The following is a 13,481-nucleotide window of genomic DNA, read 5'->3' on the forward strand; positions in this document are numbered from 1 at the left end:
CCTTACACACCTCCCCCACATCCGCGAAGCGATTGCGAGTCCCGCAATCAGTCGGGACGACCACGCCCTACCCTTCCCCCGTCAGCGTCTCCCCGATGTCCGTACGCGCCGCCTGGATGGCCGGGATGATTGCCGCGACCAAGCCCAACAAAACGGCGCCGGCCAGCAACCAAAATTCCTCCGGCAAGAAGCGCCAGGCGTCAAGCGAATAGCGAAACTCCCCGCTGATGTCCGCCGCCAGCAAAGTAAGGATGGCGTGGGCGAGTAGAATCCCCAGGCCGTACCCAATGACGGCCACGATCAGCCCCTCCGCCACGATCAGCGCGAACAGCCGCGGCCGCCCCGCCCCCAGCACGCGCAGGAGGGCCAGCTCGTAGCGCCGCTCCCGCAGGGAAGTGAACAACGAAATGAAAATACTGAGGGCCGAAACGATGGTGATCGCAACAACCAGCACGCCCAGCAGCCGCTGCCCGGTATCGAACTGACGGCGCACCTCACTGATCTCGTAAGCGGGGTTTGCCGCTAGTAAATCCGTATTCTCGTTGATGTTCCGCGGAAAGCTGAGCGCCTGAAAAGAGCTAGGGTTCTTGTAACGGACGAGAATACTCGTGATTTCCTTTTCCGGATCTTCCTCCATTAGCGTGGTCACCTCTGCGTGGTCATGATCGTGATCATGTGCCGCGTGGTCGTGGTCGTGGCCCGCGTGGCCACCCTCCGCGTCGTGCGCCTCGTGTGAATGCCAGTAGGTTTGGTTGGTGGTCAGCACGATCTGGTCGAGCACGGTACCGCTGGCTGCCAAAACCCCCGTCACGACGAACTCACCGTCGTGCTCCACGCGGTCCGCGCCCTCGTCGATGATCCCGTGGCTGGAGCGGAAGGTGCTACCGATACGCAGGCCGTTCTTACGGGCGACTTCCTCACCCACGACCGCTTCGAAGTCTTTGGCAAACGCCTTTCCTTCCACCAGAACGCCACCGTACCAGTCGATTAAATCCGCCGTCGTGCCCACGATGCGGTACCCCAGGTAGCTATCGCCGAGAGACAGCGGGACGGCCGCCTCCACGATCGGGTGCTGCGGATTAAAAAAGGCTTTCACCTTGCCCAGCGGAATATTCCCGTTGGGGTAGCCGACGTGGTACATACTGTTCAGGACGAGCTCGAGCGGACTGCCCTTCGCGCCCACCACTAAGTTGATGCCGGCGAGGTTGTTGTCGAACTGGTCATCCGCCTGCGCCCGCAGGTTCAGCAACAGGGCGATCAGGCCGATGGACAGCGCGAAAAGTAGCACGCTCAGCAGCGCCGTGAGTGGTTTATACCATAGGTTGCGGAAGGCCAGCGAAAGGATGTTCATAACGTCGTTTGGTTGGCAATGGCGGAAGTGAGGCGGTTGTCGTGCGTCACGATGAGGAGCGCCGCGTTGACGGCCGCGGCCTGGCTTTGCAGCAGGGTAAGCACTTGGAGGGCGTTGTCGTCGTCGAGCGCGGAAGTCGGCTCGTCGGCGAGGATGACGGCGGGCTGGTTGATGACCGCCCGGGCGATCGCCACGCGCTGTTGCTGCCCCACGCTCAGTTTGGCGGGGAAGGCGTGTGTTTTGTGCGCTACGTCCAGATCGGTTAGTAGTTCCTCGATCCTCCGGTCGTCGACCGGCTTACCACCCAAGCTTTGGGCCAGCCGGAGGTTGTCGCGGATACTGACGGAGCGGATAAAGTGGGCGGTTTGGAAAACCATGCCGACTTTCGCCCCGCGGAAACGGTCCAGGGCGCTGCCGGTGAGGGTGTTTACCGCCGTTCCGTCAATCTCTACGCTGCCCGTGGCGGGGCTGCGCAGTCCGGCCAGCAATTGGAGTAGAGTTGTTTTTCCGGAGCCGGATTTGCCGAGCAATAGGCGCGTCTCGCCGGCGGCGCAAGTCAGGTCGGGAAAGCGTAGGGTTTCGCCGTTGGGGTAGGTATAAGAAAGGTCTTGGGCTTGGAGCATTATGGACGACAAGTTACGGTAAGGATGGGCGGGTCGGTGATGTCTACTGTTTAATGATACTCAGCGGCAACCGCTCATTCACGATCTTTTGTTTGGACTTTTATCACATAAAGCACAAAAGAAGAAAGAAGCAACAAATGTAGCGCGTCGTTAAAAACGTAATTATTTTCTTTATGTGCTTCTGTGTTGCCCTCTCATTTATTTTGATTTTTTGGGGATGAGGCTTACGTGCTGGATCAATTCCTATCTTCACAAAAAAACCTCCCCGTGCGTTCCGGATTTTTTCTGTTCTCCGTTATTCTACTGCTCATCACGAACCTCCACGGGCAGGACGGCGTCATCCCCGTTTTCGACGCGCGCAGCCAGTTCATGGGGGGCACGGGCGTGGCGGCTACCGGTCTCGATGCTTTGTGGACCAATCCGGCGGGCTTCGGTGCCTTGCGGAAGGGGGAGGTGGGCGCGGGCGCGGGTGCAGAGCAGCGTTGGGGCATCAGCGAGCTTACCGTGGCGAACGCCGGGGTTACTTACGGGACGGGCTTCGGTGGGTTTGGCGTGCAACTGGCCAGCTTCGGCTTCGACGGCTACCGGGAAAACCGCCTGGGGCTTAGCTACGGGCGGCAGATCACCGAGCAGTTGAGCATCGGCGCAGATTTTCACGGCTTCACGACCAGTACGGAGGGCTACGCCAGTTCTTTCAACGTGACGTTCGGGCTAGGAGCTCGGTTACAAGTTATCAAAGACCTCGCCGTCGGCGCACGCATCTTTTCGCCCTTCCGCAGCGAGCGCTTACCGGACGAATACTTACCCCAAATCCTCGCCATCGGCGCTACTTACACACCGACCGACCAACTCACCTTCAACCTGGAAGCGCACCAGGATACGGACCACCCCGTGCGTTTTCGGGCGGGCTTGGAATACCTGCCGGCGGAACAGATTAGGATTCGACTGGGCGTGGCTACGGAGGCTAGTGAACTTAGTTTCGGGGTCGGGTACGTGGTCGGTCCGGGAATTGAGCTGAATATTGGGTCGGTTTACCACGAGGTGCTGGGACTACGGCCTGGGTTTGGCATGCGGTGGCTGGGGCAATGAAATCTCAGCAGCAGTCGCAGCTGCACAGTGGAGTCGCCAACACCCCACGGCGTGGTGTAGTATAGTGTGGTGTGGTGTGGTATACTTTCTTGGTCGATGCGCCCTCACGGCGCATCGACCAAGCATCCATTCACGCGCGCCAGGACGACGCGTTGATTGCAGTCTTACCGTCCAAATCCGATCCCCTTCTTCCGCTTACCGTATTCCTTGTACAGCGACCCCATCCGGATCCCAGTCACCGCCGCTTCAACACCTTTATTTCCGTGCTCGCCACCGGCCCGGTCAACGGCTTGTTGGTGGGTATTGGGCGTCAGCACGCCGAAAATATACGGTAGTCCGGTGGCAATGCTGAGGTTGACGAGCCCCTGCGCGACGCTGTTGTTGATGTATTCGTCGTGCTGGGTCTCCCCCTTGATGACGCAACCGATGCAGATGACGGCATCCAGCGTTTCCCGGGTGGCGATCATGCGGGCGGCGGCGGGGAGCTCAAACGTGCCCGGCACCTGGATCACGTGGATGTTATCGGTGAGGGCACCGTGCTTGGTGAGCGTTTCTAGGCAGCCTTCGTAGAGGGCGTGGGTGATGTCCTTGTTCCAATCGGCTACCACAACGCCGAATTTCAGTTCGGTGGCGTCGGGGATGTTAGTTTCGTCGTAGGTGCTGAGGTTCTTGAGGGCGGAGGCCATGTCGTTCGGGGGTTTGTGTTGGGCAAGGTACGTTCGGGGCGGTCATTTGGTTGCCGGCTTGGGGTCGGTCCCTTAAGCGCTGCCCCACTCCCCCCACTCCTACTTCACTACCCCTGCATTCCACGACCGCGCCCGCCCTCTCCCACAGAAACTGGTTGTTACCGTTTCCGAAAAAGCAACTACCCGCGGGGCTGGGTGAACTTAGCACCCACCCAAATAAACCGTAGCTTTGCGCGCTCGAACCCCACCCCGCCCGCATGAAGCTTAATCTTGACGTCGTAAAATCCCTCCTCGCCAGCCCGAAAGACATCGTGATCTTGAGCCACCGCAATCCGGACGGTGACGCCGTGGGCAGCAGCCTCGGCCTGCTGCACTACCTGAAAAGCCAGGGGCACAGCGTGAAAATCGTGCTGCCGTCGGACTACCCCGATTTCCTCGGTTTCCTGCCCGCCGTCAGCGACATCGTTATCTACGACGACGAGACGGAGGACGCGCGCCGGGCCATTGACCAGGCGGGACTGTTTTTTATCCTCGATCTGAATAGCTTTGACCGCATCGATAAAGTATCCGCCGGGCTCGACAACGACAAGCGGCCGCGCATCATGATCGACCACCACATGTATCCGGAACCGATCGCGGACGAGATTTTCTCCGACACGTCGTTCAGCTCCACCTGCGAGATGATCTACCAGTTCATGGACGACCTCGGTCACGCCGGCTGGGTGACGCGGGACGTCGCCGACTGCCTCTACACGGGCATCGTGACCGACACGGGTGGCTTTCGTTACGCAACTTCGGCCAGACTGTTCCGGATTGTGTCGAAATTGATCGAGGCGGGGACGGACGACTACAAGATCCAAGATTCCATCTGGAACACGATGACGGAAAAGCAGCTCCGCATCCTCGGCCACTGCCTGGCCAACCGTATGGAAATCGACCCCGAACTGCGGACCGGCATCATCTGGCTGACCCAGGAGGACTACAAGCATTTCGACATCAAACGGGGCGATACGGAGGGCATCGTCAATTACGTGCTCCGGATGCCAAAAATGATGATTGCAGCCTTCATCCACGAGCAGCCAACCATCGTTAAAATGTCGATCCGCTCGAAGGGCGAGATGGACGTGCAGCAGATCTGCAAGGCCCACTTCCGGGGCGGCGGACACAAGAATGCTTCCGGCGGGGTAAGCTTTGCCCCCCTCGGCACGACGATCAATAAATTCAAAAATCTGTTACCCGATTACGCCCAGGAAATCGACACGGCGTACCACAATTTTAATACCTGATAACTATGCGAATTCTAACCCTCGCGCTGCTGGCCAGCGTTTTATTTACCGGTTGCGAAAGTGACGGTGGCGAAACAATGACGACCGAACTCGGCCGCACCTTCGAAATCTTCAAGTCCGGTGACGGCCCCGTCGTCAAGCCCGGCGACTACGTGAGCTTCAACGCCACCATCAAGACTCAAACGGACAGCACGCTCTTCAGCACCTACGCAACGGGCGGCGACCTGCCGATGATCCAGGCCGTAGCCATGGATACGGAGGACGTCGGTGACGTGGAAGACATCATCCGCTACATGCGCGTCGGTGATTCCGCGACCGTGCAGGTCAAAATCGTGGACCCGCGGCAGCGCGCGCCCGGTATGGAAAACGATACCGTTACCTTCTACACGGTCAAGCCGTTCGAGATCTTATCCGAAGAAGAATTCGAAATCCGCCGCGACGAAAAGATGGCCGAAATGGAAGCGGGTCGCAGCATCATCATCGCCCGTGGTGAAGAACGGAACACTTTTGCCGCAGGCGTCATCGAGCAGTACAACGCCGGTGACCTCGACGATCAGTTGGAGACTACGGCGAGTGGTTTGAAGTACATTGTCCACGAGCAAGGCAGCGGTGCGCAGGCGCAGGCCGGCCAGGGCGTGGTCGTCCAGTACATCGGTGCACTGGTGGAAGACGGAAGCGTTTTTGATCAGTCGTTCGAACGCGGCCAGGGTATTCCTTTCCGCCTCGGTACGGGCTCGGTGATCCCGGGTTGGGACGAAGGCATCGCGCTGTTGAAAGAAGGGGACAAGGCTACTTTCTTCATTCCTTCCGCGCTCGCTTACGGTGCCAACGGTACGCCCGACGGCAGTATCCCGGCGAACAGCGAATTGGCATTCTACGTAGAACTGGAGGAAGTTCAGTGAGCGATTAAATTTATACAAAAATGGCCGTCAACAAGGATGTTGGCGGCCATTTTTGATTGGTGGCTAGTCGTAATTCTGCTAAGCAGGAATAGGTCACTTCAAAGTTATAAGAGCTGGAAGCCTACTTTCCTTTGAAATTAGCTTTCCGCTTCTCGACGAACGCCGCCGCTCCTTCCGCGAAGTCTTCCGCACCGCTGGCGATACCGAAAGCTTCCGCTTCCGCCGCAAAATCGCTGCCGGCGTAGTAGGCATTGATGGCGCTGATGGATTCGCGGACGGCGATGGGTCCTTTGGTCGCGATGGTGCTGAGTAACTCCATTGCTTTGGCTTTGGCTTCTGCGGCCGGTAGTGCGTAGTTGACCAAACCGATCCGGTGGGCTTCCTGCGCGTCGATCATGTTGCCCGTCAGGGTTAGTTCGATAGCCTTTCCTTTGCCAACTACCTGGTTCAGGCGTTGTGTGCCGCCGTAGCCGGGGATGATACCCAGGTTGACTTCGGGTTGGCCGAACTTAGCGGTATCCGCCGCAACGCGTAGGTGACAGGCCAGCGCCAGTTCGCACCCGCCGCCGAGGGCGAAACCATTGATTAAAGCCAGCACGGGCACGTGGAAGCGTTCGATGAGAAAGAACACGTTCTGCCCCATTTCCGACATTTCGCGGCCACTGCCTTCCGCGGCGACACCAATGAATTCTTTGATGTCGGCACCCGCCACGAAGGCGCGGTCGCCGGAGCCGGTGATCAGCACGCCGGTGATTTCTTTGCTGTCTTTGTATTCTTTACCGAAGACCTGCTCCAGTTCCCGCATCGTCTGCTGGTTCAGTGCGTTGAGGGCTTTCGGGCGGTTAATGGTGACGTGCAGGATACCGGCTTCGACGGCTACGATTACATTTTGGTAGTTACTCATGATCGGTGGTTTTTTTATCGGGTAAGAAGATTTCCGAGATCATACAGCGCGCGCTACCGCCGCCGTACTTCTCGATGTTAGGTAGGGAAACGTGCAGCACGGGTGCGCCGAGGGCTTCGAGCTGCGCTTCGTCGAGGCTTTGGTGGGCCGCGGCTGACATTACCCAAATTGGCCCCCGCTCGTTGTGCAGTTCGAGCATGTTTCCGCCGAATTGGTCCATCTGTGCCTGGCTGATGCCAAGTAAGCGTTTGCCCGCCTTGGTCAGGCTTTGGGTAAGCTTTTCTTTCTCCGTTAAATCAGTGACGGCGTCGAAACAGGCTACCGCCACTTCACTGCCGATGGCCAGCATCACGTTCGTGTGGTAGACGGGGGTTCCGCGCTGATCGACGGCGTGGAAGGTGACCGCGGTGTAGTCCATGGCCGCGCACCAGTCGTGGATGGCGGCCTCGGTGGCACGTTCGGAAAAACAGCAGTACGCCACGCGGTTCACGCGGTCGAGGATGAGCGATCCGGTGCCTTCGAGGAAGCGGCCGGCATTTTCCCAGTGTTCGAGGGCTAGCGTACGGTTGATCTCGTGGTTCTGATCTAATAAGTCGAGAATCTCCTGCCGCCGTTCGATCCGGCGTTGCGGCCAGAACATGGGGTAGGTTACTAGCAATCCGTCGGCGTGGGTACTGAACCAGTTGTTGGGGAAGGCGGAATCGGGGGTGACGAGGGTTTCATCGTCGTCCGCTACGGTTACGCGGATGCCGGCGCCGCGCAGGGCAGCTACGTAAGTGTTGAATTCACCTACGGCGGCGGCGGCGATGCCGCGCTGGTGTTCGGGTGGAGCAATTTCCTGGAAGGCGTTGTCCAGGTGGGTGGGGCTGCCCATCGCGAAGTGGCGGGGGCGGACCATCAGAACGTGGTTGGTGGTTTGGCGGGGGCTGGTTTTGGTCATTGGCGGTTGGGTTAGGGCCGCAAGATAGTTTGGGTTGGCGGAAATTTTCCGGGAGGTTTGGATTGTCCGTCGGTCGTGAGTCATTGGGCGCGGACGTCCCGACTGAGTGCGGGACTCGCTATCGCTTCGCGGAGGCAAGGATCGTTGGTGGAGAGCAAGGCTTACCGCAACCAGAACTCCCACCAGCGGACCTTGCGGAAGAACATATTACCGTAGTGATGTGACTTGAACACGTAGGTGAAATTCCATATGCCGCGATACATGGTCGGTGATTCGGCAACGACGTGGTGACAGGCTGAGTTTGGTGAGATTTTTAGGTGGTGGTTGGGGTGAGACTTGATGATAGTTATGGGCATCTTGCATGATTTGTGATGCCCATCATTCTTCCACTCGGTAAAGACGAGCTCGTTATTCCGGAAAATCCTGAAAGTGTACTTAGCGTACTGCCAGTCCGCAGCGGGCCCGGGAATCAGGGATCGGTCGATCACGTAGTTTCCGTAGATGTCTCCCTTAGTAACAATCATTTTGGTACTGAACAGACTCAGCAGCCAAATCAGCGCCGGCGTCAGCACAAAGCAGAGCACGGCTAAGGGACGGAAGCCGGGGCTTAGTTTTTTGAAGTCCAGGAACCAGTGCAGCAACAGCGCAGCCACGCTAGCAACAGCGGACCAAATACCGAGGAACACTACTAAGTACAACGAGACTACGATTACTTCCATACTGCAAGAATACGAATCAACTTTCAAACATAAAGTACTTTTGCTTTGAAATTACCTGAATCCACCCATCATCTTTACGTCTTGATTACCTTGCACCCGCGCCCGCGCCAAAAAATTTCCCTTACCCACGAGTCCAAAGCATGAGCAAATACACCACCATCCCCCGCGACATCTCCTGGCTGTCCTTCAACCACCGCGTCCTCCAGGAAGCGAAGGACCCCTCGGTGCCGCTCTTCGAACGCATCAAGTTTTTGGCGATCTACAGCTCGAACCTCGACGAGTTTTTCCGCGTCCGCATGGCGAACCACCGCAACCTGCTGCGGGTAGGGAAAAAGACTAAGAAGGAACTGGACATCAGCCCCAAGGATACCGTGAAGAACATTCAGCGGATCGTCAACCGGCAGCAAACGGAGTTCAGTCGGATCTTCGAAAAAGTGATCATTCCGGAGTTACAACGCCACGGCATTCACCTCAAGCGGCGCCTGGAGATGAACGCGGAAGAGAGCGCGTTCGTGGAGGATTATTTTCGGGAAAACATGCTGCCCTACGTCCAGCCCGTGCTGCTGGTCAAAGACATGGTGCGCCCGTTCCTCAACAACGCGCAATTGTACCTCTCGATCCTGATGCACCAGAAGAAGTCGAAGGAACTCGCTTACGCGATCGTCAAAATTCCCAGCGACCACCTGCCCCGCTTCATCGAACTCCCCGACACCGACGGCAAGCGCACGCTGATCATGCTCGACGACATTGTGCGCCACTCCGTCAGCTGGATGTTCCCGGGGTACAACATCGACGACACTTACAGCATCAAATTAACTCGGGATGCGGAACTGTACATCGATGATGAGTTTAGCGGTGATCTTTTGGAGAAGATTAAGACCAGTCTGAAGCGCCGCCACGTTGGCCCCGCTAGCCGCTTCGTCTACGACCGCACGATGGTCCCCAAACTACTCAGCTATCTCAAAGACAGTTTCGAGTTGGACCGCTACGACGTCCTCGCCGAAGGGCGTTACCACAACAACTTCGATTTCTTCGGCTTTCCTGATTTTGGCCTGACCAAGCTCAAGAACCAACCCCAGCCGCCGCTGCCCTACCCGCCCCTGGAGGACACGAGCGACTTCTGGGGCGAAATCCGCCAGCGCGACCACTTGCTCCACGTGCCCTACCAGAGTTACGAGTCCGTCATCCGTTTCTTCGACACCGCGGCCGACGACCCGGAGGTGACGCACATCAAGATCGTGCAGTACCGGGTGGCGCGCCGGAGTAGAATCATGAAGGCGATCATTCGCGCCGTTAAGGCCGGTAAGGTCGTAAGCGTATTTATCGAGGTCAAAGCGCGTTTTGACGAAGAGGCTAATTTGCGCTGGGGCGAACGCCTCGAAGCCGCCGGCGTGCACGTCGCCTACAGTTTCCCGGGCGTCAAAGTCCACTCGAAACTAGCCCTCGTACGGCGGATTCACGAAGGCGAACAGGAAATATACTGTTACCTGGCGACCGGCAACTTCCACGAGGACACGGCCAAGATTTACAGCGACTTTGGCGTGTTTACCGCCGATACCCGCCTCACGAGTGAAGTCTCCCGCGTGTTCACTTACCTGGAGCACGTCCAGGCACCGGAGACACCCTTCGAGTACCTTAAAGTCGGCAAGTTCAACCTACGCGACGGCCTGGAAGAACTCATCAATTTCGAGATCGCCGAAGCTAAAGCGGGGCGGCAGGGATACATGATGCTGAAGATGAACAGCCTGCAGGACCCGACCATGATCGACATCATTTACGAGGCGGCGGCGGCCGGCGTCAAGATCGAGCTTATCATCCGGGGTATTTGCTGCTTGGTGCCGGACCAACCCGGGCTCAGGGGAAATATCCACGTAATCAGTATTGTCGATCGCTACCTGGAGCACGCCCGCGTCTTTCACTTTTACCACGGGGGTGAGGACAAACTGTACATGAGCTCTGCCGACTTTATGACGCGCAACCTCAGTCACCGTATCGAGACGACCTTCCCCATCCTCGACCCGGCCATTCGGGATCGGGTGCTGGATTACATCAATATTCAGCTGCAGGACAACACTAAATCGCGGTTGTTAAATGACCAGCGCATGAACACTTATTTCCGCGGCGGGGGTGATTTGAGGATTCGGGCGCAGGAGGAGACTTACCACATGATTAAGCGGGAGTTGGTGGCGATGATGGAGGAGGAGGTGGAGGAGTAGAGGGGTTTAGGCGGTAGGATTTTAGGCGGTAGGCGGTAGGCGGTAGGCAGTAGGCAGTAGGCGGTAGGCGGTAGGCGGTAGGCGAGGTAATTTAATTCGAGCTTCTTACAGATTGAGTAAATCCGGGAGGGCGGCAATCGTCAGTCCGCCGAGAAACATGGCTAGACTCCAGTACCACCGGGCGGGCTGTTGATTGAGGTGTAGGTAGTGCGTGGATTCATCGATAACGAAGCGTTGCTTTGCCCACGCGGCTGCGTCGGTTGTGGTGGAATGCCCGATGACTCCTTCGGCCGTATTGGATTTTGTAAACTGATTGAGAGAAATTGGCGCGGACGTAGAAGCGGGGCTTTTAAGCCAAGCAATGATTTGGGGGCGGACCCGCTCACCGTTTTTCCAGGCGGATAACTGTGCGCCGGTAAGTAAGGCAGATTGCCGGACGTCGGCTGACCAGAAGACGGCGGATTGAACGTCGATCGTGACCGGGGTGAAGACGGCATTCGTTACTTTCACGTAGTCGTCGTCCCCGATATTTACGTCGGTATCGGTCAGGTCGATCGTAGATTGTTCAAGTGTGCCGAAACGGGAGCTGACCACGCCGTCGCAACCGTTAATCATCAGAACGATGCCGCCGAATAAGACCAAGTACCTAAGGAGTGCACGCATGGCGGCAAAGCTACGTTGACTTGCGCAGCCCCTATATTTTGCCGACCAATTAAACTTACTTTATGCTACGAGTTAATACACTACTAGCCGTATTTACGGTGCTACTGGTCTCTCCCCTGATCGCGCAACAGCCTTCGGTATTTGATGACGATCCGATGCAGCACTTGCCCATTGGTACGGAGTTCTCCGAGTACGTAATTCGGTCGCCTACGGGTTTGGAAAATGTAGTTGAACGGGTGGAACCGATGAACTGGTGGGTGGACATGGTGGCCCCCCGGGTAGAAATCTTGGTCTACGCTCGTAACGTAGCGGACTACGATCGCGCATTGGTAAGTTATCCGGGCGTGGCGGTGGAGTACGTGCGCAGACTGGCGAACCCGAATTACCTTTTTGTGGGGTTGCACATCGCGCCGGGCACCCTCCCCGGCTCCTTTCCAATTCAACTCGGCACCCGCGACCTCGCCCAAGTAACATCCGGGGAAACACGAACGGATAAGACCCAAAAAACGATTGAATACCGCCTCGATGCCCACCCCCGTACGACGTGGACCGACCGGCAGCCACTAAGTTCGCGCGATTTGATCTACCTCATCATGCCCGACCGGTTTGCTAACGGTGACCCGACTAATGACAAAATTTACGCCGCGACCGACACCCTCGTCAACCGCGACAAATTTCTCTTCCGGCACGGCGGCGATTTGCAGGGCGTCATCGATCACCTCGACTACCTGGAAGATCTCGGCGTAACCGCTCTCTGGCTCAATCCCGTCCTAGAAAACGACCAACCCTACGCCAGTTACCATGGCTACGCCGTGAGTGACCACTACCGAATCGACCCACGATTGGGGACCAACGCGCAGTACAAAGAACTCGTCAACCTAGCCCACGCCAGGGGCATCAAGGTGGTGATGGACGTGATCTTTAACCACTGTGGCGACCAACACTATCAAATCCGTGATATTCCTTCCGCCGACTGGATTCACCAGTGGCCCACGTACACAAAAAGCAACTTCCGCGCCGCCACCATCTTCGATCCCTACGCTTCCGAAATCGACAAACGCCAAATGCTCGACGGGTGGTTCGACAACCACATGCCCGACCTCAACCAGGAAAACGAGCACCTGGCGAATTACCTGATCAACAACAGCATCTGGTGGACGCTTTATAGCGGCCAGGACGCTTTTCGGGTCGATACGTACACCTACCCGGACACGAAATTCATGGCGAACTGGAACCGGCGGTTGCGGGAGGAAATTCCGCACGTGGGGATCTTTGGCGAAACCTGGGTCAACCAGATTGGCGTGCAAGCCTGGTTCGTCGGTGGCGATAAACTCAGCCAGGCGATCGATACTAAACTTCCGGCGGTAACCGACTTCCAAACCTACTTCGCCATCCACGAAGCGATCGCGGAAGAGCCCTCCTGGACGGGTGGCGTAACGCGCCTCTACTACACCCTTAGCCAGGATTACCTCTACCCGGACCCGTCAAAGAATGTCATCTTTCTGGATAACCACGATATCAGCCGCCTGTACACCACCTTCGCCGGAGACCTGACGAAAATGAAAAGCGCAATGGCGCTACTGCTGACGCTACGGGGTACGCCCTCGATTTATTACGGCACCGAGGCGCTGCTGGAAGGGTCGGGCGGCGCGTTCGGGGAAGGCGGTCGCGTAGACTTTCCCGGTGGCTTCCCCGGCGACGATACCGACTTATTTTCGGATACCAACCGCAATGGTGCGCAGAGGGAGTACTTCAACTACGTCCGGGCACTAGCCAATTACCGTAAAAATAGCGAAGCGCTGACCGTCGGTGAGCTCACGCAGTTCGTTCCGAGGGATGGCGTCTACGTTTACTTCCGCCGCGCGGGTAGCGAAACCGTGATGATAATTCTTAACGGCAACTCTTCGGCGAGAACCTTAGCTGATCTGAGCGACTACGTCAAAATCACGGGTGGTTTCACGAAGGGCAAAGAATTGGGCAACAGCGAAGCTGCCGTACAACTTACTGACATTCGCCTCGCACCGAAGCAAGCGAGGGTTTTCATCCTGGAACACTAAAACGATGGTACCACCACGAAAATGACCCGTACCCAACGAAGCGGT

12 protein-coding genes are annotated in these 13,481 nt (G+C 57.3%); 5 read left to right on the forward strand and 7 right to left on the reverse strand.

All coding sequences use genetic code 11. The annotated features are described in order from the left end of the window. Positions 1-67 precede the first annotated feature (67 nt). Both GGR27_RS02345 and GGR27_RS02350 read right to left on the reverse strand, forming a co-directional pair. Positions 68-1,351 (reverse strand): ABC transporter permease, encoded by a 1,284-nt coding sequence (locus GGR27_RS02345; protein ID WP_168035780.1) that lies wholly within the window; start codon positions 1,349-1,351, stop codon positions 68-70. Next, positions 1,348-1,974, reverse strand: coding sequence for an ABC transporter ATP-binding protein (locus tag GGR27_RS02350; protein ID WP_168035781.1), 627 nt, complete (start codon positions 1,972-1,974; stop codon positions 1,348-1,350). Before GGR27_RS02350 ends, GGR27_RS02345 begins: the two co-directional genes overlap by 4 nt. A 267-nt stretch (positions 1,975-2,241) precedes the next feature. Between GGR27_RS02350 and GGR27_RS02355 the strand changes: the two genes are divergently transcribed. Beyond that, on the forward strand, positions 2,242-3,063 hold the full coding sequence (locus tag GGR27_RS02355; RefSeq protein ID WP_168035782.1) for a PorV/PorQ family protein: 822 nt from the start codon (positions 2,242-2,244) through the stop codon (positions 3,061-3,063). 164 nt (positions 3,064-3,227) lie between these two features. On the opposite strand, the gene ribH is transcribed toward GGR27_RS02355, so the two are convergent. After that, a complete protein-coding gene (gene ribH / locus GGR27_RS02360) occupies positions 3,228-3,749 on the reverse strand; it encodes a 6,7-dimethyl-8-ribityllumazine synthase (protein ID WP_168035783.1) in 522 nt (173 codons plus the stop codon). A 257-nt stretch (positions 3,750-4,006) separates the two neighbouring features. On the opposite strand from ribH, the gene GGR27_RS02365 reads away from it, so the two are divergent. Beyond that, entirely contained in the window at positions 4,007-5,035 is a 1,029-nt protein-coding gene (locus GGR27_RS02365; protein ID WP_168035784.1) for a DHH family phosphoesterase, read from the forward strand. Positions 5,036-5,040: 5 nt separating this feature from the next. Further along, a complete protein-coding gene (locus GGR27_RS19935) occupies positions 5,041-5,937 on the forward strand; it encodes an FKBP-type peptidyl-prolyl cis-trans isomerase (RefSeq protein WP_245184371.1) in 897 nt (298 codons plus the stop codon). Positions 5,938-6,058: 121 nt separating this feature from the next. Here GGR27_RS19935 and GGR27_RS02375 read toward each other — a convergent pair whose 3' ends face one another. The 3 genes from GGR27_RS02375 to GGR27_RS02385 form a co-directional block, all read right to left on the reverse strand. Next, entirely contained in the window at positions 6,059-6,841 is a 783-nt protein-coding gene (locus tag GGR27_RS02375) for an enoyl-CoA hydratase/isomerase family protein (RefSeq protein ID WP_168035785.1), read from the reverse strand. Beyond that, complete coding sequence (gene ctlX / locus GGR27_RS02380) at positions 6,834-7,781, reverse strand: citrulline utilization hydrolase CtlX (protein WP_168035786.1); 948 nt, start codon at positions 7,779-7,781, stop codon at positions 6,834-6,836. Before ctlX ends, GGR27_RS02375 begins: the two co-directional genes overlap by 8 nt. Before the next feature lie 161 nt (positions 7,782-7,942). Continuing rightward, positions 7,943-8,500, reverse strand: a complete 558-nt coding sequence (locus GGR27_RS02385; RefSeq protein ID WP_168035787.1) for a hypothetical protein — start codon at positions 8,498-8,500, stop codon at positions 7,943-7,945. A 140-nt stretch (positions 8,501-8,640) separates the two neighbouring features. Here GGR27_RS02385 and ppk1 point away from each other — a divergent pair, with 140 nt between their 5' ends. Further along, a complete protein-coding gene (gene ppk1 / locus GGR27_RS02390) occupies positions 8,641-10,716 on the forward strand; it encodes a polyphosphate kinase 1 (RefSeq protein WP_168035788.1) in 2,076 nt (691 codons plus the stop codon). Between the two features lie 105 nt (positions 10,717-10,821). Here ppk1 and GGR27_RS02395 read toward each other — a convergent pair whose 3' ends face one another. Beyond that, a complete protein-coding gene (locus tag GGR27_RS02395) occupies positions 10,822-11,379 on the reverse strand; it encodes a hypothetical protein (protein WP_168035789.1) in 558 nt (185 codons plus the stop codon). Between the two features lie 62 nt (positions 11,380-11,441). Here GGR27_RS02395 and GGR27_RS02400 point away from each other — a divergent pair, with 62 nt between their 5' ends. Continuing rightward, positions 11,442-13,436 carry a glycoside hydrolase family 13 protein gene (locus GGR27_RS02400; protein ID WP_168035790.1) on the forward strand — a complete coding sequence of 665 codons (1,995 nt, stop codon included), beginning with the start codon at positions 11,442-11,444 and terminating at the stop codon, positions 13,434-13,436. Positions 13,437-13,481 lie beyond the last annotated feature (45 nt).

The sequence above is a fragment of the Neolewinella antarctica genome, assembly GCF_011927835.1.
Lineage (GTDB): Bacteria > Bacteroidota > Bacteroidia > Chitinophagales > Saprospiraceae > Neolewinella > Neolewinella antarctica.